This is a genomic window from Nostoc sp. DSM 114159 (assembly GCF_053470285.1).
Map to the genome: position 1 here is coordinate 7125401 of NZ_JBPFEH010000001.1, position 23900 is coordinate 7149300.

Below are 23900 nucleotides of genomic sequence, written 5' to 3' on the forward strand. Positions count from 1 at the left end.
AAGATAACAACTTTATTTATAACGGCAGCTTCTATGTTTTTGCTTATAGTCGCCAAGGCACCAAAAGTTAAAACAAATAGTGCATTAGCCTTTGGCATAACGCACCTAAGAAAATATCTAAAACCTAATTATGAATTAACAATTTTTAATTAGAAACTGCCTGTTCTGCAACCGAATGAATTATTTCCTCCAGGGTTTGCAATAACTCTTGCTCGTTATAAGGTTTAGAAAAGTAAGCTCGCGCCCCTAATTGCATAGCTAGTTTCCGATGTTTATTGCTGCTACGAGAAGTCAACATCGCAACGGGAATATTTTTTGTATCAACGTCTGAATTTACCTTGCCTAAAAAGCCATAACCATCAAGGCGAGGCATTTCAATATCGCAAATTACTGCCTCCACTTTTAATCCACTATGGAGTTTTTCTAAAGCATCTTGACCATCTTTAGCTTGCTCTACTTGATACCCTCCTTTTTCAAGAGTCAAAGCTAAAAAGCGGCGTACATTAATCGAATCATCTACGATTAAAATTGTACCTTTCTGCTTAATAGATGCTGCTGATATTTTCTCTTCATCAAATATCAGGAATGGTGTTTTTAATCTTGCTGATGGTAATTGAGTGCCTCTCGGAGTCCGTTGATTTGTAGCAATCCAATACAGCAACTCATTAACATTAACTAGTGGTACTACTCGACCATCACCGAGAATTGTACAGTTGCTAAAGCCTTCAGGTAAAGGTATATTTCCTTCAACTTGGCGAATCGCAACTTCTTGTTCGCCCCAGCAACGATCTATTTGGATTGCGACTGGCTGATTATTACCTTTGACTACTAACACACTATTAGTACTAATGGCTGCCGGAATTTCCAACTCTGCGCTATCGTAGCGTAGGCAATTAAACTCTAAATAACGATTTAAGCGAATCAGTGGCAGCATGGTTCCTTGCCAATTTAAAACTTCGCTACCAGCCATTTCAAAAACTCGCTCGTCTTGAAGTAAAGATATTTCTGAAATGACATCTGTGGGAAATGCTAATAGAATTTTGTTGATTTCTACCAGCAAAACTCGTGCAACGGAAAGTGTAAACGGTACTGATAAAGTGAAGGTAGTACCAACTCCTGGTTCGGTATCAACTTTCACATCTCCTCGAATTAGTTTGAGGTTATTGCGAACCACATCCATACCGACACCGCGGCCAGATAATGCTGTGACTTGCTCGGAGGTAGTAAAACCTGGTTCAAAAATTAGTGATAATAGTTCTTCATCACTAGCATTAGCGAGTAAAGAAGCATCCAATCCCATAGTTAGGGCGCGGGTGCGAATTTTCTCTAGAGAAATGCCCCAACCATCATCACGGATGGTGATGATGGTGCGATTACTGCGATGAGTAGCTGTAATTTCAATTAATCCTTGTTCTGGTTTTCCTAAAAGGCGACGCGTGGCAGAGTCTTCGATACCATGATCGAAAGCGTTTCTTAATAAGTGCATTAAAGGTTCGTTTAAAGCTTCTAAAATGCTGCGTTCAATTAAAGTGTTGCCACCTTCGATTTTTAACTGAACATTTTTGCCATACTCGACATTTAAATCGCGTATAGCTCTCGGAAAACGTTCGATTAAATCAGACAGCGGTCGCATTCGGATGTGATTTAGCTTGGTTTGTAACTGTTTTGATGTTTTGTTTAGTTTCCGAGCAATATGGTCTGTATCATCTACACTGAGTTGCACATCTGTTGTGACTTCCTGTACTTGAACAATGGTTTCCATAACTTCCTGCGATCGCAGGTTTAATTCGTTATAGCGATCCATTTCTAAGGCATCAAATTCGGTGTTTGGATTTTGTAGTTGCTGGGCATTTTCAGCTTGTAGATGCGTCCCATTAAACATGGTAGCTTGAGTGGAAATCTTATCAGAGACTATACGTAATTCCTGGTTTTCGCGGTCGAGAATTTGAACTCGCTGGTTGAGGTTGCGAACGAGTTTGCGTAATCTTTCTAGTTGTGAGTTTAAGCCATTTCGCTGAACAATCAGTTCGCCAAATAAATCATTAATTTGCTCTAACTGTTTGCTAGGAACTCGGACGCTATTTTCATGAATTTCTCGTTCTTTAGCAACGGCAACTGCTTCTCCTTTACCTTCGCTCAATTTGCCATCTGGAGGATTCTCTTCTTTAGCAAAGATTGTATTATGCTCGGTGACATTGACAGCATTTACATCCTCAGCAAATTCTGCATCTACAAATGTAAAATTGGCTGCGACACCTGCGGTGGGCTGCGCCAACTCTTCATCTTTCACCCAAGTTTCTGGAGTTATCTCTGCTTGCCAAACCGCTGTTGACGCTACATCTGTAGGGAGAAGTTGTGGTGTCACTTCTGCTGGTAATAGCGGTAGGGATTGCGAACTTACCAAGTCAATGGCTGTAGGTAAGTTATCTAGCTGATTTGTCAGCACCAAAGCTTGCGATCGCCGCCATGCTTGCAATGCTAACTGGGCAATTTCGGGAATGCGTTCTCTACTAACAGTTTCCAAATGCTGCGTTACCGACTCACAAAGCTTGCTAAAAGCTTGCAACTGAAGCATTTCTCCCAAACCGCCTAATTCAGCTGCCAGAATCGCAATATTTTCATGCAATCCGGCTTGTTCGCTATCTGCCAATATAGATTCTAGACGTTGCAAACACTCTTCTACTTCTGTGGCAAATAGCAAAGGAATAACGTCTTGCCCGTCCTCTGGGGATAGCATAGTTGAGGCATCTTCTGGGGTGGGGTCGCCCAAGCGATCGTGCAACTCATCGAAGATGGGATAACAAAAAGTTGCTAACCACTGATCTTCGACAACATTCCCTTCTGCAAGCAATTCGACAATTTGACGTAGCCAGTCGACTCCAGATAGCAATAAACTTTGCAACTGAGTATCGATTTCTAAAGAATTTTTTTTGGTTTTTAAAACTTTAAAAGAATCTTCCAGACGGTGAGATAAATCACTTAGTGATTTAAATCCCATCATTCCCGCACCACCTTTAATAGAATGAGTGGCCCGGAGTGCAGCATTGATTTTATCCAAATCGATGCGGTTACTAGTATCGATTTCCAGCAATACCCCTTCTAAGGTATTTAAGTAATCCGTTGCTTCTTCCAGAAACTGCATCTGGATTTCTAATTCTTTGTCTTGTAGCATGGTTTTTGTCCTTAGTCATTGGTCATTGGTCATTGGTCATTGGTCATTAGTTATTAGTCATTGGTCATCAGTTATTAGTTTTAGTAAAAGGACAAAGGACAACGGACAAATAACAAAAGTCATTAGTCATTGGTCATTGGTAAAAAGACAAAGGACAAATGACAAATGACAAATGACAAATGACCAATGACAAACATTAATTAACTTTGAAAGCCTCGACAGTCTCTTGCAACTGCTGGGAAATATCCACAGTTTGTTGCAGAGATTCAGAAACTTGGCGAGAAGAATCGCTGCTACGTCGTGATATAGCAGCGATATCTTTCATCAATTGGCTAACACTTTGGGATGTTTCAACCTGAGATGCAGTCGCGGTAGAAATCGACTGCACTAAGGAGTCAATTTGAGAAGATACATCCAAAATTTCACTCAGACTTTGTTTAGCTTCCTCCACAATGCGAGTACCTTCTACCACTTGGGTAGTGCCTATTTCCATTGCTTGCACTACTTCACTGGTTTCTCGTTGGATATTTTCAACAATTTGTTCAATTTCTTGGGTTGCGGCGGCACTCCTAACTGCTAGTTCGCCGACTTCTTCAGCCACTACGGCAAAACCTTGACCTTCTTCACCTGCACGTGCTGCTTCGATGCCGGCGTTAATGGCAAGCAAGTTGGTTTGAATCGCAATTTGGTTAATCAAAGAAACCACGCGAGAAATTTGTTGCGAAGACTCTCCCAAACGTTTCACTTTCTTAGCAGTTTCACCCACAGTTTCCCGCAAAGAGAGGATATTTTGTACTGTCAAATCCATCGCGTGTCCGCTATTGGTGGCGGTGTGAGCAGCATGGTTAGCAATGAAGGCAGCTTTTTCGGCACTTTCGGCTACGGCTTTCATGGATTGGGTCATTTGGTCAACAGCATCAAGGGTGCGGTTGATTTCGGCAGCTTGGGTTAGTGCTTCTTCTGCTAAGTGGCGGATGGCTCCTTCGTTAGAGCCAATGGCACTATTTACATGGATGGCAGCTTGTTTAACTTGGGTAACAATATCCCGGAGGCTTTCTACAATGGAGTTGAAGAAGTCGGCAACAGTACCAATTTCCCCAGCAGTTACGTCTGCACGCACTGTCAAATCGCCTCTGGCTGCACCTTCTACGTCGTTGAGTAGTTGTAAAAGTTGTTGTTGCAGTGTTTCGTCTGACCCACTTATAGTTACATTTCTGACTTTTTCGATCTCTTCTAATAACTTGGCTTGTTCTAAGGCATAGCCGACTTGAGTTGCTATCTGTTGAAACAAGTCAATTTCCGGCTGTTGCCAAACACGAGGAGTTTCGCAATGATGAGCAATTAATAAGCCTAAAAGTTTTTCTTGGGCAAGAATCGGTACAATTAAATGACTTTTGACAGCAAATTTTTCCAACAGTTGCATGTAACTGTCGGCATTTTTCAGGCTTTGGTCTTGATGAATATCGGCAACTGCTTGCACTTGTTCATTGCGATCGCTTTCTAGATAATGTTCCTTAAAATAAGGGTCGTCAATTTGCACTCCCAGCATTTTGGGCCAATTATCAGTTCCCGATTCCGCAACGACAACGCCAGTCAAAGTACCTGGATTCAAACTATAAATGATTACCCGGTCTGTTTTGAGGATTTGCTGAACTTCTTTGACTGCTGCGTGATAAATATCTTCAGTTTTAAGAACTTTCCGAATCCGTAAGGTAATATCTGCTAGTAATTTTGTCCCTTCAACGTCTAGTTCCTGCTGCTGTTCTTTTAAGACCTGTAATTGTTCGGCCATCAGGTTGATATTTGCACTCAATACCCCTAATTCGTCTTCTCTTTCAATTTCCAGACGGGTATTAAATTTACCTTGACCTAGTTTTGCTAATGCCGCAGTTGCATTGAGAATTGGTAGTGTAGTCAGTTTAGCTAACCGAGATGCGATCGCACCCACAATTAATGCTGTCACTGCTGTACCGATGGCTATAGTCCACAACAATTGTCTTTGCGGCTCAAATACAGTTGCGGTATCTGTAGCTAAAAGTACCTGCCAGTTTAAATCAGGTAAGCCATCTAAGGTACTAGCCGGTACATAGCTGACTAGTTCTTGTTTTTTCTGAGTTTTCGGAACTTCTATAAAACTATTTACCTTTTTGGCTGCTAACAGTTTAGGTAAATTAGAATACTCTGCCTTGGCCTCTTTCCCCAATAATTCCTTTTGGGGACTCAAGAAAACTGTTCCCGAAGCATCAAGCAAATAGTATTGTTGTCCGTTGGCTGCGTAGTTTTTGGTAACTTCCTCTAAAGATTTTACGGGCATACGTGCTTGTACCACGCCAATAGTTTGGCCCGTTCTTGTCTCTTTCACAGGTGCAGCTAGATAAATACTCACGACACCTGTATTTTTTGCTGCTTCCGGTTGGCTGATGACAGGAGTATCTTTTTGTAAAGCGTCTTGAAAATAGGTGCGGTCTTTTTGATTTTCCAGGGGTTCGCCTGTAGACTGGACAATCAAGTTACCTTGGCGATCGAAAACAGCAATACTATCATAAGCTTTGTAGGCTTCGACAACCCGATCTAAAACTGCTTGCTTTTCTTGAGTACTAATACTAGCTTGAGAATTTGTCAAAAATAGTAAGTTTGATATTATCTGAATATCACCGTAGCGTCCCAGCATAAAGCGGTTAACTTTATCACTCAAGCCAGTGGCTTCGGCTTGTTGAGATTGGGTAATTTGCTTAGTAATAGATTTGTTAGCCAAACCAAAAGCGATCGCACCGATGCCCAAAACTGGTATTGTACCGATTGCGATCGCCAAAATAGTCGCTTTCTTAACCAATCCCAGCCTGGTAAAATAGGAAATCCCCTGATTCCAAGAAGAATTATTAGCACTTTCAGTAGTCAGCTTAGTTGGTAGCTTTACTACAGTTCCAATGGCTTTTTGAGATGAAATCAGCGATGCTCGATTTTGAGCGCTGTTACCTTGATTCGTGTTAGTTTTATTAAACATAAAAGTAGTTCTCCTAAGTATGTGAATAAGAACACTAAAAATCTTTTTTAGAAAGAATTCAGAACTCAGGAGTCAGAAGTCAGAATTTATCATAGTTTGGTATGAATAGTAAAATTATTTCCTCCTTATTCAACTATTCTGACCGGAGCTAACGGAAACGTCTCCGGCTCCGCTCCTGAATTCTGACTCTTGAATTCTTTTTTAGTAGTAAAATCTAATCACTGCGGAGAATAGAAGATTGCACAATCGCCTGTGCATCTAATACCAGTAATATTTCTTCCTGTTGCACAACGCACCCACATAAATAAGGAACTAAACTGGATGTCACTTGTCCGATAGGAGAATGAATATCATCAACTATGAACTTGGTTGTACCTTTTATTTCTTGTACAACTAATCCCAACACTAATGATTCCACTTGGATAACGATCGCATTGTATTGTCGCAGTCGATAATCTAGGGATTCTAAATTGAGCATTCTTGGTAAATCAACTACCCAAATTATCCGACTCCGCCAATTCATTAATCCTAATATGCAGGATGGCATATTCGGTATTGACGTAATAGATTCAACAGGGACAAGAATTGCTTCTTGTGTATGCTTCATTGATAAAACAGCAGTAGTTTGTTGATTTAGCTGAAACTTCAGATAACTATCTGCTAAATTATTCGGGATTGGTTTTGAAGAAAGAGTAATGTTTGTACTGGTCATTGATTCAAATTACCATTGATTTAATAGTACGTAGGAGATGTTCGCGGGTGTAAGGTTTAGTTATATAGGCATCTGCACCTTGTCTCATCGCCCACAAACGATCAATTTCTTGATTTTTGGAACTACAAACCACAATCGGCACTTTTGCAGTAATTGGATTTCTTCTCAGAGAACGACACAATTCAAATCCACTCATTTCTGGCATTACTACATCAGTAACAATCGCATCTGGTTTTTCTAACACAGCTTTTTCTAAACCCTCTTTTGCACCACTTGCTTTAATTACGTTGTAACCACTCTCTTTGAGATAATGGCTCATTAATTCCAATTCGCTGGGAGAATCTTCTACAATCAAAATTGTGCCAAGCAAAGTCAGGCTCACTATCAAATCTCCTAAAACAATAAATTAAACATATTTTGTTATTTTTATTTGCCTTATTTCAATCAACCAAGATGCTTAAAAACCATTTTTAGCAATTCTGATTGTGTAAAAGGCTTGGTTAAATATCCTGAGGATCTGACCATTTTAGCTTTTGCCCTGTCGATAAATCCTGTTCTACCAGTCACCATAACGATCGGTGTATTTTTAAAAGCTGAATGTTTACGTAATAAAGAACATAGCTCATAACCATCCAAACTTGGCATTTCAACATCTAGCAAAATTAGATCGGGCTTACTCCGTAGAATTTGCATTAAAGCTTTTACCGGATCGTTGATTGTTACAACTGTAAATGTGTTTTCATCTAAAAAGTGTTTAATAGAATTCAAAACAGTTTGGCTATCATCAATGCAGGCAATTGTATATAGTTTTTTGCCAACATTGGACTGAGGATTTTTATTAGTTTCCGGAAGCTCAAAATTGATTGGAATTGGCAAGTTTTGCCCAATCTTTATTTGCAACTGTGGCTGAACTTGAGACGATTGTGTTGTAGAAAAAACTTGAGAACTCCCACCAGCCGGAATTGATGACTGAATATTTTGCCGATTTCGTAACTGTTTTTGACAGTGTTCAACAAGCAACCTTAAATCCAGGTGACAGAACTTTGGTAGTTCATCCAAAGAGCTTTCTGGACTAAATTCATAGCTACCTTCTTTTAAACACAGAAATGATTCCATTACTTCTTTTGCTAATTCGTCTATCAGGTTTCCTGCTTGCACAGAGGTAATATAGTCCTGATTTACTAACCAACAAATAGCTTGGTAATCTGCATTTGGTATTGATTGATATTCATCCTTTGTCTCAAACATCAGCCGCATCTGTACGCGAGTGGCGCTGTTGAGAGCAGGAATTTGCTGACTCAAGCGCCGTAAGTGACTGTCAAGGCGCTCAAATAGTTTATCTGAATAGGAGGCATAAGTAAGTTTACCGTCCTCTAGATAGATTGACCAAGAAACTATCCCGGTAAATACGCTTAAGCAACCCGTAGCACGCCGACTTGTTAATTGTGCCAACAGAGATAGCGGATGTAGTTTCTGGAACAACCTGTAGCTACCTATAGGAGTTGTGCTCATTTTGCTTTTACTTCAGCTAAAATTCGATACGTGTAAGCTAAATTCGTGTAAAGTTATTCCACAATCAAAATCAAGTAAAAAGCATTAAACTTTTGGATTTTAAAGTACATCAGTTTACATCTAGGTTTGTGGTGAAACTCAACGATAGTAGCGTTATTTTCAGATGAGCAAATCTTAGTAAATTCGTAAATTGTGATTAATCTACTTAGTGTTACTGAGATTTATCAACATCTTTCGAGAAATAAGACATAAAAATGTCAAGACTAGATGAAGCCACTTTCCATTGAGTAACCCCAATCTGACCACAGGAATAATACTGATTTTATTAATGGCGCTCTCTTTGAGCTTCTGTATTTACACTTAGTTAAAATTTATTTTTTAAACAAGTAAGGACTGAATGAAGCCACTTTGCATCGAGTAACTTCAAATTGACCACAGTAACAACACTTATTTATTGAAAGCAATAAATGTATTTTTTGTTATTTGTATTTAAGAAATTAGATGAAACAGAATGCAAAACTTATTTTTTGCAGAGTGTTTTATCGCCGAGAATAGGTATTGAAAGTTCTCAGAATGGTACGTTATGTCCCTAACACATCCTACCTACGAAAATTGTAGGTTATTAAATCCATTAGGACTTATGCACTTTGACACATTTACTATCATTTGGAGAATAGAGTTATTAAGTTAAAAGTCTTTCCCTGTCTTGTTCACAGGCGCATTTTACCACAAACAAATTTTCAAATACCCTCTTGTATTTGAAGCTATGCTGGCGAAACATATTTTTTTATTTAAGCGATATTTAAATAGGCTGGTAACTATTCTTGAACTTTTAACTCAAGTGTAAGTACCAGCCTAGATAAGGCAATTTAATTTATCAAAAGTGCGGATGAAAGGACTTGAACCTTCACTCCTTTCGGAACTAGAACCTAAATCTAGCGCGTCTGCCAATTCCGCCACATCCGCATCAGTTTACTATCATACCATAAGAAATTATTTTTGGGAATAAGGAATGGGGAAGAAGCAGAGGAGGCAGGGGTAGATTAAGAAGAAATTCTTATCGGGGCAATGGAAAGAATAAAAAATTACATCTTTCCCCTCTGCTCTCTGCTTTCTACCCCTCTGCCTCTTCTCCATGCCCCATGCCCAATTACATAACTGCAACGCGAGGCAGACGATGCTTGAATCCACAGAGAATTTCCCAAGAAATAGTGTTTAATTGTTTTGCCCAGTCGTCCGCTGAAATTTGTTCTTTTCCCTGTTCTCCTAATAAGGTGACTACTTCTCCTTCTTGGATATTGGGTATGGCACTTACATCCAGCATTAACTGATCCATTGTAATTGTCCCAATTTGCGGCACGCGCTGACCGCGAATTAACACCTGCATTTTGTTGGAAAGACTGCGAGGAACGCCGTCAGCATAGCCAATTCCCACAACAGCGAGGCGAAGTTCGCGCGGGGCAATAAATTTATGACCATAGCTAACAGCTGTTCCTGCGGCAATTGTTTTAACTTGGGTGACTCTTGCTTTGAGTTGCAAAACAGGCTTGAGATCGATCGCATTTTGTAAATGCGGTGCTGGATAAAGTCCGTAAACGGCTAAACCTACACGCACCATGTCGTAGTGTAATGCTGGATTTGTAAGTGCGGCAGCTGAGTTTGCCAAGTGCAGGCAAGGTACTTCTATTCCCATTGCTTTGATTTGAGCGATCGCATCCTCAAATCGTTTATGCTGTTCTTCCATTGCCGTGGTATCGGGATCGTCTGCTGTCGCTAAATGAGAATAAATACTGGCAATAGATAGATGTGGTAATCGCTGCACTAATTGCACAAATTCGCCTGCTTGCCGCCAATCAGTCCCCAACCTAGACATTCCCGTATCTAATTTAATGTGTACGGGCACTGGAGAACCATGATTCATCGATTCTAAGGTATCAGAAAATACTAAAGCTTGTTTAGGGCTACAGAGTGTGGGCTGAAGTTTCCATTGGGCGATCGCATGAATCTGCTCGAGTGTATGAGTTGCCCCTAAAATCAAAATGGGCGCTTGAATCCCGCCTTCTCGCAATTGAATAGCTTCTGGAACTGTAGCTACTCCCAGGCAACTAGCTCCCGATTGGATGGCAATTTGAGCGACTGTTACCGCTCCATGTCCATAGGCATCAGCTTTTACTACTGCCATTAACTGGGTACGCGGCGATAAAAACTGCACCAGTTGCTTGACATTGGACGACAACGCCTCTAAATCAATTTCTACCCAAGCTCGTTGCGAAAACCACGCGTAGGTATCGCACTGCTGATTAGGAACTATACCAGGGATTTGTTTGCGACTTAACATTTGTACTGACTCCTATCCCGCCACGGCTAAACTTGCAAATTATCTATCTATACACGCTTTTAAAAGCGAGATCAGATTAAATAGGAAGTTTAACCTTCAGATTGGAATTGATACAAGATGTTACTGTGCTAAAGTAAAAGTTATGAGTTATAAGTTATGAGTTAAAAGTAAATCTTACAGCTCAATCTTTCACTCCGTTCTTCTCAACGAGACGCTGCGCGATTGCGTCAGTCTAAGTAATAATTTTAATTAAGTAATAAATTTGACTTTCCAACTCCTCACTCCTCACTCTTAACTCTTTACTCATAACTTAATTTTCAAATTCTCCCGAAAGTATAATTTCTTATCATCTCCCTAGCAGGGTGTATTTGTGTTAATATATTGTAAAACTCATACCCTCAGCGCAAATAATGGGGAAGGTTTTAGTCTTAAACGCCTCTTACGAACCTCTCAATATAACGAGTTGGCGTCGTGCTGTAGTTCTTTTAATCAAGGGCAAAGCAGAACGCGTGGAACACAACGGTAAATTTCTGTACACGGATTTCCCGTTGCCGACCGTGATCCGGTTGCGTCATTATGTACGCGTTCCTTATAAAGAAATCCCTCTAACTCGCCGAAATATATTGCACCGTGATGGTCATGCCTGTCAATACTGTGGTTACACAGGGGATGAATTGACACTAGACCATGTAATACCGCGATCGCGCGGCGGAGGCGATACTTGGGAGAATATTGTTACCGCTTGTGTCCGTTGCAATGTCAAAAAAGGCAGTCGGACTCCCCACGAAGCTCACATGCCTTTGCGTCATCCCCCGCGCCAACCTTATAGCAGTCTCTATTTCGAGGTCAGCAAACATCTTAAGAGTGGACTGCATACAGAGTGGCAAAAGTATGTTATAGGTCTTTGAGCAAAAAACACAGGAGCAAAGGAGAAAGGAGAAATACCCTCTTTCTTTGGGAGATAGCCAATAACTTTAGTTTTGGAGTTTTAAAAAATTGGTGGCTATAGGCTTGCAACAAAGGTAATTGCATCAACTATCAAGCTTTTAAGTTTGTTGTATGTATATAGAGTTTCCCCTTTCCTCTTTACTTCCCTATGTATTCTGCCCTTTTCCATTGGATTTTACTCGAAATTTTCAGAATTTTCAAAAGGGATACAAAACAGACGTTGTTCATCAAAAATAATTGTTAATTGCTCAATAGTCACAATAATGAGAATATTAAGCATAAGAATATTTCAAATCTCAAGGACTAATTCTAAAGTGTAAGATAGAAAGTATACCCTAAGTTAGATAAAAATCTCCCTGATTGAATTTACGAAAGAGAACAAAACTCCTCAAACATATTTGTGCTGCCAGATACAGCCCAATATCGTCAACTTCCTTGCTGTATCCCCTTTAGTGGAAGTTAGTTGATTGTTGAGCACTGTTACTGACAAGAAATATACTTAGATGTATAGTGCAATGTCTTGAGATTTTTGCGAAGATCGTAATTAATGTGGCTAAATTCAGGGAATTGCTGCTCGTAGTATTTCTGAATTAAAGGAGCCTCACACTTTAAAAAAAGTTCCCTATGTACTTTAATTCTCCCGTTACTCAGTTTGAGAGTTTGTCGTTGACCACAGAGCCAAACCCAGAGGAACCTGAAATCGAGAAAGCGCCAGTGGAAGTTGCATTTAAAAGTCCGTCATTACCGCCATCGGTAGGTGATGGAGCTATATATCTCAGTAACCGTGGTAACTCTCTAGCACAACAAAAGTCAGAAGAACTGCAAAGAACCCTTTTGGCACACCGACACGATCGCCAACTGGTAATTCTGCAAGATTTTCCTGACCCTGATGCCCTTTCCTGTGCCTGGGCTTATCAGTTAATTGCCCAGCAATATGATATCAAATGTGAAATAATTTATGCTGGCGCATTGAGCCATCAAGAAAATATTGCCTTGGTAAGGCTGACTAATTTACCTATCCAACGCTGGACAACCCAAACCTTGAAAACAAAAGATTTGTCATCTTATCAAGGTTTTGTATTAATTGACAACCAGGGAACAACTTCACAACTACTGTCAACAGTGCAGCAAGCTGGAATCCCTCTAGTGGTACTCGTCGATCATCACAGCATCCAAGGCGATCTGCAATCAGAGTTTGAGGATATCCGTCCTTATGTAAGAGCGACGGCAACAATTTTTACTCAATACCTCCAAACAGGATTATTGGCATTAGATAGCAGCATAAATCAACACGTCAAATGTGCTACTGCCTTGATGCATGGCTTGCGATCGGATACAGATCGGCTCATGCAAGCGCAAGAAGAAGACTTTATGGCAGCAGCGTATTTAAGCCGATTTTATGACGCCCAACTGCTGAATGCCATTTTACAGGCCAACCGTTCTAAGCGGGTAATGGATGTGATCGAGCGATCGCTGAAAAACCGTATCGTCCAAAATAACTTTTCCATTGCTGGTGTTGGCTACTTACGCTACGAAGACCGCGATGCCATCCCCCAAGCGGCTGATTTTCTCGTTACCGAAGAAAACGTCCATACCGCCGTAGTTTACGGCATTGTTCACGATGAAGACGAAGAACTGGAAATAGTCATCGGCTCCCTGAGAACCAGTAAACTCACGCTTGACCCCGATGAATTCATTAAAGAAGCCTTTGGACAAGATAGTGCAGGGCGCTTTTTCGGCGGTGGAAGAACAAGCGCAGGTGGGTTTGAAATCCCAATGGGCTTCTTATCTGGCAGCAACGAAAATTCCGCTTATGCGAAAATGAAATGGGAAGTATTCGACGCTCAAATTAAGCAAAAACTCTTGAGGTTAGTTAATCCTAGAGATAATCCGATTCAGTCGGAGTAGAGACATATCAAGGAGACGCAAAGAACTCCTAAGTAATGCAGCAGTCAAAGCGTTTATTCAGATAGTATACCTTCCCGATTTTTGATAAAAGTCGGGAATTTGAGTTTTATCAAGAATGCTGAACTAAATCAAAGTTAACTTGCGCCTACCTATTTATTTGTGAAGAAGGAGCGCCATGAAGTCTATAAAACTCCAAATCTTACAAACTCTGTATGAGCAAGATTTTTATGCTTGGATAGAGCAGACAGCAGAACTTTTGCGATTGCACCACTGGGACGCGCTAGATTTAGAACACTTAATTGAGGAAGTGGTGGACTTGGGTAAGAGTCAACAACGGGCGTTGCAAAGTGCGTTGCGGTTGGTGTTGTCGCATTTGCTGAAGTGGAAGTATCAACCAGAACGTCGTAGTCACAGTTGGCAAGTTACCATTACCCGTGAGCGATTGAATATAGATGAATTGCTGCAAGAAAGTCCCAGCTTGCGGCGTTTTTTAAATGATGCCGAGTGGATAAATACTACTTATCAAAGAGCGCGGCGAGAGGCGATGGTAGAAACGGGTTTATCAGAAGAAAACTTTGCGATCGCTTGTCCCTTTTCTGTTGATGAGATTTTAGACTTAGACTTTTATCCTAACGCTGACGAATAACCGTAGGGTTATTTACACTACAACTTATTGCCATCGAGCCAAAAACAATGAAAGTACATCTTTCCCCTCTTCTCAAAAAAACTGAATACAAAACAATCGATGGTAAAGAATTACGAATACCAAAAGATGAAATGTGCTGTACCAACCAACAATTTTTGAAACAGAGATTTGAGCAGTGTGAATGGTGCCAAAATATTTAGCCTAAATTAATTCAGCTATTTTGGTCGGAAGTCTTTGTATATTTAAGTTAGAGAATGACAACCTTGATTTACCTAGATATATGAGTACCCTAAAGCAAGTAGAACTCGCTATTAGTCAACTTTCACCAGAGGATCTCGCCGCTTTTCGTGCCTGGTTTGCGGAATTCGATGCAGCATCCTGGGATAAACAGATTGAAGAAGATGTCGCTGCTGGTCGGTTAGATATATTGGCAAAGAAAGCACTCAAACATCTCCGAGAAGGGCGTTGTACCGATCTGTGAAACATCGAGCAACCCCTGATTTTTGGTATTACTATCGCCAGTTACCAATTGATATCTAAGAACTTGCCGATCGATGTTATGAGTTTCTTCAGGAAGATCCCAAATATCCATCATTACATTTCAAAAAAGTCGGTCAGTTTTGGTCAGTGCGTATTGGTATATATTATCGGGCGCTTGCTGTAAAAGAAGATGAAAATTTTGTATGGTTTTTGATTGGATCGCATCCAGAGTATGACAGATTGCTAAGTGGTGAATAGCGTTCTAACATTGCCTAAGAGCAGCCTAACCGATCGCTCATAATACAAAATATGGAACTATACTTAATTCGTCATGGCATCGCCGAAGACAAGGGATTAGGCATCAAAGATGAGGAGCGCAGCCTAACCAAAGAAGGAAGGCAAAAAACTGAGAAAGTTGCCCAGAAACTTGTTAAATTAGGTTTAAACTTTGATTTAATTCTCACCAGTCCCTTGGTGCGGGCGCGCCAAACGGCTGAAATCCTGATAGCAGAAAAACTAAGCTCCCAGTTAGAAGAATCTAGCCACCTCGCTCACGATGGTCAAATTTCTGGTTGGCTAAAAGAGTGGTTAGAGCCAAGAAATTATTCCCAAAATACCCAACTGGCGCTGGTTGGACACGAACCTGATTTGACCAATTGGGCAGAAATTCTCCTGTGGGGAGAAGTCAAAGAAAGCTTAGTCTTGAAAAAAGCAGGTATGATTGGGATAAAACTACCAGAAACAGGTTCTCCTCTGGGTCGTAGTCAGATGTTTTGGTTGACACCACCCAAGTACCTGCTATAACAGTTTTTCAACATTTTCGATTGTTGTTAGAACGTCTACTGTTATGGCAGCAATAAATTTCTGGTAAGTTACCTTCAGCAATTTCAAAAAGCAAATGGTGTTGCCATGATGGTGTGCGAATACAAGCCTGGTCTAGAAGGCATTCCCGCCGCTCAATCAAGTATCAGCTATGTTGATGGGCAAAAGGGAATACTAGAATATCGTGGCATTAGGATTGAGGAATTAGCAGAAAAAAGTACATTCTTAGAAACTGCTTATCTCTTGATCTGGGGTAAACTGCCAAGCAAAGAAGAACTGGAAACATTTGAGCATGAAGTTCGTTACCATCGGCGGATAAAATACCGCATTCGGGACATGATGAAATGCTTTCCAGAAAGCGGCCACCCAATGGATGCCTTACAAGCCTCTGCTGCTGCTTTAGGCTTATTTTATTCGCTCCGCGATTTACATAATCCTATCTACATTCGAGATTCGGTGGTGCGCCTGATAGCAACTATTCCGACGATGGTGGCGGCCTTCCAACTGATGCGAAAAGGCAACGATCCGGTACGTCCCCGTGATGACTTAGACTACTCCGCCAACTTTCTATACATGCTCGATGAGAAAGAACCCGATCCTCTGATGGCGCGGATTTTTGATATCTGCTTGATACTTCAAGTTGAGCATACAATGAATGCTTCTACCTTCAGTGCCAGGGTGACAGCTTCCACCTTGACCGATCCTTATGCTGTGGTTGCTAGTGCCGTCGGAACTTTGGGCGGGCCTCTGCATGGTGGAGCCAATGAAGAAGTAATTCAGATGTTAGAAAAAATTGGCTCTGTGGAAAATGTCCGTCCCTACATAGAGCATTGTCTGGAAACTAAATCTAAGATTATGGGCTTTGGACATCGTGTTTATAAGGTGAAAGACCCACGAGCCATAATTTTACAAGGACTAGCAGAGCAATTGTTTGAAAAGTTTGGCCATGACAAGTTTTATGACATTGCTCAAGAAATGGAACGAGTAGTAGAGGAAAAACTCGGTAGCAAGGGAATTTATCCCAATATTGACTTTTATTCTGGTTTGGTGTATAGGAAGATGGGGATTCCTACAGACTTATTTACGCCAATATTTGCGATCGCTCGCGTTGCCGGTTGGCTAGCCCATTGGAAAGAACAACTAGCAGAAAACCGGATTTTCCGTCCTACCCAGGTTTACAACGGTCTGCACGAAGTTACTTATACTCCCATTGAGCAACGGTAACTGGGCATGGGGTATGGGGCGTTAGGAGTGCTGAGTAATGAGTTAGGAGTTAGGAGTTATTCTCCCTCTGCTTCCTGCTTCCCACTTCGGCTACGCTCAGTGACCACCTGCTCCCCTGCTCCTCGGTCACTGAGCGTAGTCGTTCGCGCAGCGTCTCGTAGAGAAGTGCTGCTCCTCTGCTCCCCTGCCCCTATCCTTTCAAGGGCAGGCTTTTAGGCTTTCGATAAATAGTTGAGAATGTTCTCAATTATTGAACGTAGTTTTAAGTTCTCAGACAATGGTTTTGGTTTTAAAATTCCAAAAATTTGTCTAATCAAAAAAACCTGCCCCAGAAAGCTGCCCCTATCCCCGTCTCCTCACAATAGTCAATCTCAATGCCAACCATAAGTAGAATTCTCATCTCGCTTCAGGGTGGTCAAACCATCCAACGATATACTAGGCATGGGAATTGGCAACAAATCTTCAATCGGGCGTCATCACAGCAAAAATTAAAAATGGGTGAATTTACAGGTATTAATTTAACTAATAGTTGTAACTCACCATGACTCTATGTCTTAAAGAGCACCAAACATGAATTCAGGAATTGACCTCCAAGGAACTTTTATTGAATCCCTCCGGGATTTAGGTATACCAGCAGGAACAGCCAAAGCGATTTGGATGCCGCTGCCAATGATACTGATGCTGATTGGGGCAACAGTAGGAGTATTAGTTGCTACTTGGCTAGAACGGAAAATTTCTGCCTCAGCACAGCAGCGAATTGGGCCAGAATACCAAGGGCCTTTTGGGTTGCTGGTACCTGTAGCGGATGGTCTGAAGCTGGTATTTAAAGAAGATATAGTACCAGCAAAGTCTGACCCCTGGCTGTTTACCCTCGGCCCCATTCTTGTTGTAATTCCGGTGTTTCTGTCGTTCCTGATTGTGCCCTTTGGACAGAATATCGTAATTAGCAATGTGGGGATGGGTGTATTCTTGTGGATTGCCTTGTCAAGCATTCAACCCATTGGCTTGCTGATGGCTGGCTATGCATCTAATAACAAATACTCCCTCTTAGGGGGCTTGCGGGCAGCAGCGCAATCTATTAGTTATGAAATTCCTTTGGCCTTAGCGGTGTTAGCGATCGCTATGATGTCTAATAGCCTCGACACCGTTGATATTGTCAATCAACAATCTGGCTACGGCATTCTGGGCTGGAACATTTGGCGACAACCAATTGGTTTTCTGATCTTTTGGATAGCCGCCCTCGCTGAATGCGAACGATTACCCTTTGACTTACCCGAAGCGGAAGAAGAAATCGTCGCAGGCTATCAAACTGAATACTCAGGTATGAAATTTGGTCTGTTCTACCTGGGTTCATACGTTAACTTAATCCTTTCTTCCTTACTAGTAGCAATTCTCTACCTGGGCGGTTGGGACTTTCCCCTTCCCCTCAACCTGATCGCTGGTTGGCTGGGAGTCAGTGAATTAAATCCCGTGTTCCAGATAGTCACTGCGGCTTTGGGTATCACCATGACTGTGTTCAAAGCCTATTTACTAGTGTTTGTCGCCATCCTGTTGCGCTGGACAGTGCCACGGGTACGGATTGACCAACTGTTAGATTTAGGATGGAAGTTTTTGTTGCCAGTTGGTTTGGTTAATCTCTTATTAACCGCCGCCCTGAAACTAGCCTTTCCCTTCGCTTTTGGTGGTTAGTCATTAGTCATTAGTCATTTGTACTAATGACTAATGACCAAGGACGAAGGACAAGGGACAAATAACGCTGATAGCTTAAAAAGAGAGAGTGAAGCACAATGCTAAAGTTCCTAAAACAAGTTGGCGATTACGCCAAAGAAACAGTACAAGCTGCGCGTTACATTGGTCAGGGTCTTTCTGTCACCTTCGACCACATGCGGCGGCGTCCAATTACTGTACAGTACCCTTACGAGAAACTAATTCCTGGCGAACGGTTTCGCGGTAGGATTCACTTTGAATTTGATAAGTGCATTGCTTGCGAAGTTTGCGTTCGCGTTTGTCCAATTAACTTACCTGTAGTAGATTGGGAATTCGATAAAGCTAGCAAAAAGAAAAAACTCAACCACTACAGCATTGACTTTGGAGTTTGTATCTTTTGCGGTAATTGTGTGGAATTTTGCCCCACTAACTGTCTATCGATGACAGAAGAATATGAGCTTTCCACTTACGATCGCCATGAATTGAACTATGACAGTGTAGCGCTAGGTCGTCTGCCGTATAAAGTAACAGACGATCCAATGGTGACACCACTGCGCGAACTAGTTTACCTACCCAAAGGCGTCCTCGAACCACATGGGCTGCCCGCAGATGCGCCGCGTGCAGGTGCGCGTCCAGAAGACTTGGTAGAACAAACAGAAAAATAAATGTCATTTGTCCATTGTCATTTGTCCTTTGTCCTACCCTACGGGAAGCCGCCAAAGGGCGTCTATGTTATTTGACAAATGACCAATGACCAATGACCAATGACCAATGACCAACGATCAATGACAATTGACTAAGGACAAAAAACAGTGAATCTAGCAGAAGGAGTACAGTTAGTATCACTTGGCATACTAGGCGTGATGATGATTGGGGCAGCCATTGGTGTGGTGCTGTTCTCCAATATCGTTTATTCTGCCTTTTTGCTGGGGGGTGTGTTTATCAGCATAGCGGGAATCTACCTGTTGCTAAATGCTGATTTTGTTGCAGCTGCACAAATACTAATTTACGTTGGAGCGGTTAACGTGCTGATTTTGTTTGCCATTATGTTGGTGAACAAGCGGCAGAATTTTGTAGCATTTCCCAACTCTTGGGTGCGGAAAGCACTTACGGGTGTAGTTAGTGTAGGATTGTTTGGTCTTTTAAGTACGATGGTGCTGGCTACTCCCTGGGCTTACTCAGCTGCTCCTGTGGCGGGTGGCAAAAGTTCTATAGTTTTAATTGGAGAACATTTCTTCACTGACTTTTTACTGCCTTTTGAACTAGCTTCCATTTTGCTGCTGATAGCAATGGTAGGAGCAATTATTTTGGCACGCCGCGAGTATTTGCCAGACCTGTTGACGCCATCCAAACTGGGGCAAACTGTTTTGACTTTGCAAGAACGCCCCAGAGAACTAGTATCAACAACCAGCGAAACAAAAGAGTAATATTTGCAACCTGAGTCGCAGATAAACAGCCAGATTTTTTCAGGAGGGATACTCAGATTCATGCAACTCCAGTACTTTTTATTACTAGCAGCAGCTTTATTCTGCATTGGCATCTACGGTTTAATTACTAGCCGCAACGCTGTACGGGTGCTGATGTCAATTGAATTACTGCTTAATGCTGTTAATCTGAATTTAATGGCATTTTCCAACTTCCTCGACTCAACATTAATTAAGGGTCAGGTTTTCACAGTATTTGTGATTACTGTGGCCGCAGCCGAGGCGGCGGTGGGTTTAGCGATCGTGCTGGCCATTTATCGCAACCGCGATACCGTCGATATGGAGCAGTTTAATCTCCTGAAGTGGTAATTGTGCGTGCAACTCAAGCAGATAATCATTGCTTATAAAGCGCGGGATGCCCGGAGTAAACAATGGGCAGAAATCTGTGCGAAACAACTAGAAAGTCGCGATTGCCAAGTGTTGATGGGGCCTAGCGGGCCGAAAGACAACCCTTATCCAGTCTTTTTGGCTTCGGCGGGTCAACCAATCGATCTCGCTTTGGTACTCGGTGGCGATGGTACTGTTTTAACTGGTGCCAGACATTTAGCCCCAGCTGGTATCCCAATTCTGGGAGTGAATGTAGGAGGCCATCTGGGGTTTTTAACTGAGTCAGTGGAAGAGTTTCAGGATACAGAGAAAGTTTGGGATCGGCTGTTTGAGGATCGTTATGCTATCCAACGACGGATGATGTTACAAGCTGCGGTATATGAGGGTCATGGATCTAATTTAGAACCAGTGAGCGAACGTTACCTGGCTTTGAATGAATTCTGTGTCAAACCAGCCTCCGCCGACCGAATGATCACCTCAATTCTGGAAATGGAAATCGACGGTGAGGTAGTCGATCAATACGTCGGCGATGGGTTGATTATTTCCACTCCTACAGGTTCCACAGGTTATACCGTTTCTGCGAATGGGCCAATTATGCATGATGGTATGGAAGCCCTTACCATCACTCCTATTTGTGCAATGAGCCTTTCTAGTCGTCCCCTGGTTTTACCCCCTGGTTCTGTGGTGAGCATTTGGCCTTTGGGGGATTACGATTTGAGTACTAAGCTGTGGACAGATGGGGTTTTAGGGACTTCAATTTGGCCCGGACACCGCGTTGATGTGCGGATGGCAGATTGTCGGGCTAAATTTATTATTTTGCGCGAGAACAATTCCTACTATCAGACGCTACGGGAGAAGTTGCTGTGGGCAGGTACAAGGGTTCACTACAGCAATAATCACCGTAATTAAGTATTTGAGAGTGCATTTACTGTAGATTGCGATCGCATAACGAGTGTAGGCGATCGCAACCCAAATTACCCAAGCCCCTAGATTCATCCGGGGGCTTTCTGCTATTATTGTGAATTTATTTGCTGATACTGTTTATTGGCTGACAATTTAGAGTGATGTAAAAAAAGTCAAGTAGTTTTGTAGGTTGGGTGCAGCGATAGCGTAACCCAACATAAAATTTGGTGGTAATGTTGGGTTGCGTTTCACTCCACCCAACCTACAAAAATATATTTTTTAAAAAACTCTAGGTTTCAACATAGATGAAGTTTAAGTAATAATCACTGAATAATTACTTAGGGTTTGCTGAAAAAGTCGTGAAGAAACTTGAGAAGAATTGAGTAGGTAATCCTATTTCTTCTGTAAATATAGCTGCGTATTCTGATTCAAATTCTGACCAAGGTATCGCATAACGAGTGTAGGCGATCGCAACCAAAATTACCCAAGCCCCTGGATTCCTCTAGGGGCTTTCTAGTTAGAGGGAAAACTTATACATAAATATATTGGCTCTTTAAAGTTTAGTGTAAAATTTCGCCTCATCTCAATTCAGTCCTAGTTCTTCCTTCAATGCTTCCGGGATATTAACTGCTGTCTCTAATCCCCGCACACCTTCCCACTGCTGCTTTTTACCCCAGATCATCTCTTCTAAATTGGCGTCGCTGAGGTCTGCACCACCCAGAATGGCATAACTGAGGTTGCTATGGCTGAGATCCGCGCCGTTGAGGATAGCACCACTGAGGTTACTGCCACTAAGGTTAGCATTGTTAAGGTTGGCATAGCTGAAGTCTGTGCCAAACAGGATGGCGTCGGTGAGGTCAGCACCACTGAGGTCAGCGTCGTTGAGAATCACGCCGCTAAGGTCAGCTTCGTTGAGAATCACCCGACTCAGGTCTACACCGCTGAGGTCGGCACCTAAGAACATTGCACCGTTAAGTCTAGCATTGTTAAGTTTGGCACCATTAAGTTTGGCATAGCTGAGGTCTGCGGCAACCAGGATAGCGTTGCTGAGGTTGGTACTGAAAAGAATTGTGTCACTGAGGTTAGTACCGTTGAGGATGGCGTGACTCAAATCAGCACCACTGAGGTCGGCGCGGCAAAGGTCGGCATGGCTAAGGCTGACGCTATTAAGGTTGGCTTCACTCAGATTTGCACCGAAAAGAATGGCGTTACTTAGGTCAGCATGGCTGAGGTTAGTGCTGCTAAGGTCGGCGCGGTTGAGGTCGGCGCGGTTAAGGTCGGCGCGGCTAAGGTTGGTATTGCTAAGGTCGGCGCGGTTGAGGTCGGCGCGGCTAAGGTTGGCACAGCTAAGGTTAGCACCGCTAAGGTTGGTACTACTGAGGTCGGCACAGCTAAGGTTAGCACCAGTGAGGTTGGCACCGCTGAGGTTGGCATCGCCGAGGTTGGCACCGCTAAGGTTGGCACCGCTGAAGTTTACGCCAGTTAAGTTGGCATCGCCAAGATAAGCAAGGCTTAGGTCGGCACCGCTAAAGTCTGCCCCGGTAAGGTTGGCATCGCCGAGGTAAGCACCCCTAAAGTTGCCGCCTTTGAGGAATTGTCCAACTATACTGCTAAAGTTGCCAATTTCTAGGGCATCGCTATAATTGATAATCCGCAGCAGTTGGGATGTGAAAAAATTGTCTGTGTCCGGTTGGGCAGATGGGTAAAAGTTGATTTTTTGTTTGAGTTCATTTTGCCCTTGGGCGTAATGGTGTAACTCTAGTAATAAAATCAGTACGTTCAGCCCTGTATATATGTCTACCTGTCTCAATCCGATCGCAATATTTTGTGCCGCTAGCTTTAACTTTGTTTGCTGAGGCAGGTTATCATCTGGTGTGCCATCGATAAATTCTCCCTGACACCAACGACGATAAAAATCTTCTAGCCGCCCAAAAAGTAATTCTGGACGAATTTTTTGACCAGTCACAACCAATTCCATTAGTTGCTTGACTATCTCAGGTTTCAGGGCAGCATTGCCCAATAAATCATAAATCTCTTCATGCATCTGGCGATCGCATACTTTAAAGCAAAACCCAGTAGATAAAGTGCCCAATGTGCGATCGTCTATCTGAGAAGTCAAACCGTTCTTTGGTACTGTCCATTTTTCTAAGCTTTTTTGCAGTCTTGCAGAGTATAAATATTCTTGCAAATTATCTTGAGCTAATCTAACGCTTTTGTCTGGTTCTTTAATATTTTTTCCTAGAGGTAAAACTGCTTCAGTTTCTAGGGATGTGGCCTTTGGCATCTCTTGTAACCTTGTACCCCTCACATAATTTCTCAGCAGCTGCCAAACTTGAGATAAATATGTTGACATTTTTGTTTCCGTTGTTACATTTAAATAACTGTTTTTGATAATCCTGAATTAAAAACTTTTCTATGCCAGTTGGTTTTGCATTCCCAATAATCAATAGTATAAATAAATACTGTAGTAAAAAAATCATGAGTTGACGATATTTAGGGCAGGCTACTTCTGATGAATTTGCCAACGGCGTTTTTGGATGGCGGCTTCTTGCTTACCTGTAGTAGCCTTAAGCTTCTTCTCATAATGTAAATAAAGTGTTAACTTCAAAATTATTTACCAGCTCAACTAATTCTATGATTTAGCTAATTTGTGATACTTTTTATCCAAGAAATTTCTGAGTGTGATGTAAAAATCATACTTATTGTTTGTAGG

General features: G+C 42.0%; 19 protein-coding genes, 1 tRNA gene and 1 pseudogene. 12 read left to right on the forward strand and 9 right to left on the reverse strand.

Annotated features, from left to right (window positions below):
- Positions 1–145: 145 nt before the first annotated feature.
- The 7 genes from ACR5KR_RS30280 to alr form a co-directional block, all read right to left on the reverse strand.
- On the reverse strand, positions 146–3172 hold the full coding sequence (locus ACR5KR_RS30280) for a response regulator (protein ID WP_448269096.1): 3027 nt from the start codon (positions 3170–3172) through the stop codon (positions 146–148).
- Positions 3173–3368: 196 nt separating this feature from the next.
- A complete protein-coding gene (locus ACR5KR_RS30285) occupies positions 3369–6176 on the reverse strand; it encodes a methyl-accepting chemotaxis protein (protein ID WP_448269097.1) in 2808 nt (935 codons plus the stop codon).
- A 214-nt stretch (positions 6177–6390) separates the two neighbouring features.
- Positions 6391–6888: a chemotaxis protein CheW gene (locus ACR5KR_RS30290; RefSeq protein WP_445628880.1), complete on the reverse strand. Its 498-nt coding sequence runs from the start codon at positions 6886–6888 to the stop codon at positions 6391–6393.
- 4 nt (positions 6889–6892) lie between these two features.
- Positions 6893–7270, reverse strand: coding sequence for a response regulator (locus tag ACR5KR_RS30295; protein ID WP_322713717.1), 378 nt, complete (start codon positions 7268–7270; stop codon positions 6893–6895).
- A gap of 62 nt (positions 7271–7332) precedes the next feature.
- Complete coding sequence (locus ACR5KR_RS30300) at positions 7333–8400, reverse strand: response regulator (protein WP_445628881.1); 1068 nt, start codon at positions 8398–8400, stop codon at positions 7333–7335.
- Between the two features lie 884 nt (positions 8401–9284).
- Positions 9285–9366 (reverse strand) — tRNA-Leu (locus ACR5KR_RS30305).
- 184 nt (positions 9367–9550) lie between these two features.
- A complete protein-coding gene (alr, locus tag ACR5KR_RS30310; protein ID WP_445628882.1) occupies positions 9551–10738 on the reverse strand; it encodes an alanine racemase in 1188 nt (395 codons plus the stop codon).
- A gap of 410 nt (positions 10739–11148) precedes the next feature.
- Between alr and ACR5KR_RS30315 the strand changes: the two genes are divergently transcribed.
- From ACR5KR_RS30315 to ACR5KR_RS30370, 12 genes and pseudogenes are all read left to right on the forward strand, one after another.
- Positions 11149–11646 carry an HNH endonuclease gene (locus tag ACR5KR_RS30315; protein ID WP_094349059.1) on the forward strand — a complete coding sequence of 166 codons (498 nt, stop codon included), beginning with the start codon at positions 11149–11151 and terminating at the stop codon, positions 11644–11646.
- Positions 11647–12310: 664 nt separating this feature from the next.
- Complete coding sequence (locus tag ACR5KR_RS30320) at positions 12311–13594, forward strand: DHH family phosphoesterase (protein WP_445628883.1); 1284 nt, start codon at positions 12311–12313, stop codon at positions 13592–13594.
- 175 nt (positions 13595–13769) lie between these two features.
- Complete coding sequence (locus ACR5KR_RS30325; protein WP_448269098.1) at positions 13770–14240, forward strand: DUF29 domain-containing protein; 471 nt, start codon at positions 13770–13772, stop codon at positions 14238–14240.
- Positions 14241–14520: 280 nt separating this feature from the next.
- Positions 14521–14721 (forward strand): hypothetical protein, encoded by a 201-nt coding sequence (locus ACR5KR_RS30330; RefSeq protein WP_448269099.1) that lies wholly within the window; start codon positions 14521–14523, stop codon positions 14719–14721.
- Positions 14718–14978, forward strand: a pseudogene (locus ACR5KR_RS30335) (ParE family toxin-like protein). Before ACR5KR_RS30330 ends, ACR5KR_RS30335 begins: the two are co-directional and overlap by 4 nt.
- A 51-nt stretch (positions 14979–15029) precedes the next feature.
- Complete coding sequence (sixA, locus tag ACR5KR_RS30340) at positions 15030–15524, forward strand: phosphohistidine phosphatase SixA (RefSeq protein WP_448269100.1); 495 nt, start codon at positions 15030–15032, stop codon at positions 15522–15524.
- A gap of 105 nt (positions 15525–15629) precedes the next feature.
- Positions 15630–16766 (forward strand): citrate synthase, encoded by a 1137-nt coding sequence (locus tag ACR5KR_RS30345; protein WP_448269101.1) that lies wholly within the window; start codon positions 15630–15632, stop codon positions 16764–16766.
- A 570-nt stretch (positions 16767–17336) separates the two neighbouring features.
- Positions 17337–18455: an NADH-quinone oxidoreductase subunit NuoH gene (nuoH, locus tag ACR5KR_RS30350; protein WP_445628889.1), complete on the forward strand. Its 1119-nt coding sequence runs from the start codon at positions 17337–17339 to the stop codon at positions 18453–18455.
- 98 nt (positions 18456–18553) lie between these two features.
- Complete coding sequence (gene ndhI / locus ACR5KR_RS30355) at positions 18554–19138, forward strand: NAD(P)H-quinone oxidoreductase subunit I (protein WP_190890175.1); 585 nt, start codon at positions 18554–18556, stop codon at positions 19136–19138.
- A 147-nt stretch (positions 19139–19285) separates the two neighbouring features.
- Entirely contained in the window at positions 19286–19900 is a 615-nt protein-coding gene (locus ACR5KR_RS30360; RefSeq protein WP_445628890.1) for an NADH-quinone oxidoreductase subunit J, read from the forward strand.
- Between the two features lie 60 nt (positions 19901–19960).
- Positions 19961–20266, forward strand: coding sequence for an NADH-quinone oxidoreductase subunit NuoK (gene nuoK / locus ACR5KR_RS30365; RefSeq protein ID WP_006199065.1), 306 nt, complete (start codon positions 19961–19963; stop codon positions 20264–20266).
- A gap of 6 nt (positions 20267–20272) precedes the next feature.
- On the forward strand, positions 20273–21193 hold the full coding sequence (locus ACR5KR_RS30370; RefSeq protein WP_448269102.1) for an NAD(+) kinase: 921 nt from the start codon (positions 20273–20275) through the stop codon (positions 21191–21193).
- A 577-nt stretch (positions 21194–21770) separates the two neighbouring features.
- On the opposite strand, the gene ACR5KR_RS30375 is transcribed toward ACR5KR_RS30370, so the two are convergent.
- Both ACR5KR_RS30375 and ACR5KR_RS30380 read right to left on the reverse strand, forming a co-directional pair.
- On the reverse strand, positions 21771–23540 hold the full coding sequence (locus tag ACR5KR_RS30375) for a pentapeptide repeat-containing protein (protein WP_448269103.1): 1770 nt from the start codon (positions 23538–23540) through the stop codon (positions 21771–21773).
- Positions 23443–23712 (reverse strand): hypothetical protein, encoded by a 270-nt coding sequence (locus ACR5KR_RS30380; protein WP_448270446.1) that lies wholly within the window; start codon positions 23710–23712, stop codon positions 23443–23445. The genes ACR5KR_RS30375 and ACR5KR_RS30380 overlap by 98 nt, the downstream gene beginning before the upstream one ends.
- Positions 23713–23900 lie beyond the last annotated feature (188 nt).

Coding starts and splice junctions, on each gene's coding strand:
- ACR5KR_RS30280 (WP_448269096.1), bottom strand. CDS start 3,172: ATGCTACAAGACAAAGAATTAGAAATCCAGATGCAGTTTCTGGAAGAA.
- ACR5KR_RS30285 (WP_448269097.1), bottom strand. CDS start 6,176: ATGTTTAATAAAACTAACACGAATCAAGGTAACAGCGCTCAAAATCGA.
- ACR5KR_RS30290 (WP_445628880.1), bottom strand. CDS start 6,888: ATGACCAGTACAAACATTACTCTTTCTTCAAAACCAATCCCGAATAAT.
- ACR5KR_RS30300 (WP_445628881.1), bottom strand. CDS start 8,400: ATGAGCACAACTCCTATAGGTAGCTACAGGTTGTTCCAGAAACTACAT.
- alr (WP_445628882.1), bottom strand. CDS start 10,738: ATGTTAAGTCGCAAACAAATCCCTGGTATAGTTCCTAATCAGCAGTGC.
- ACR5KR_RS30315 (WP_094349059.1), top strand. CDS start 11,149: ATGGGGAAGGTTTTAGTCTTAAACGCCTCTTACGAACCTCTCAATATA.
- ACR5KR_RS30320 (WP_445628883.1), top strand. CDS start 12,311: ATGTACTTTAATTCTCCCGTTACTCAGTTTGAGAGTTTGTCGTTGACC.
- ACR5KR_RS30325 (WP_448269098.1), top strand. CDS start 13,770: ATGAAGTCTATAAAACTCCAAATCTTACAAACTCTGTATGAGCAAGAT.
- ACR5KR_RS30330 (WP_448269099.1), top strand. CDS start 14,521: ATGAGTACCCTAAAGCAAGTAGAACTCGCTATTAGTCAACTTTCACCA.
- sixA (WP_448269100.1), top strand. CDS start 15,030: ATGGAACTATACTTAATTCGTCATGGCATCGCCGAAGACAAGGGATTA.
- ACR5KR_RS30345 (WP_448269101.1), top strand. CDS start 15,630: ATGATGGTGTGCGAATACAAGCCTGGTCTAGAAGGCATTCCCGCCGCT.
- nuoH (WP_445628889.1), top strand. CDS start 17,337: ATGAATTCAGGAATTGACCTCCAAGGAACTTTTATTGAATCCCTCCGG.
- ndhI (WP_190890175.1), top strand. CDS start 18,554: ATGCTAAAGTTCCTAAAACAAGTTGGCGATTACGCCAAAGAAACAGTA.
- nuoK (WP_006199065.1), top strand. CDS start 19,961: ATGCAACTCCAGTACTTTTTATTACTAGCAGCAGCTTTATTCTGCATT.
- ACR5KR_RS30375 (WP_448269103.1), bottom strand. CDS start 23,540: ATGTCAACATATTTATCTCAAGTTTGGCAGCTGCTGAGAAATTATGTG.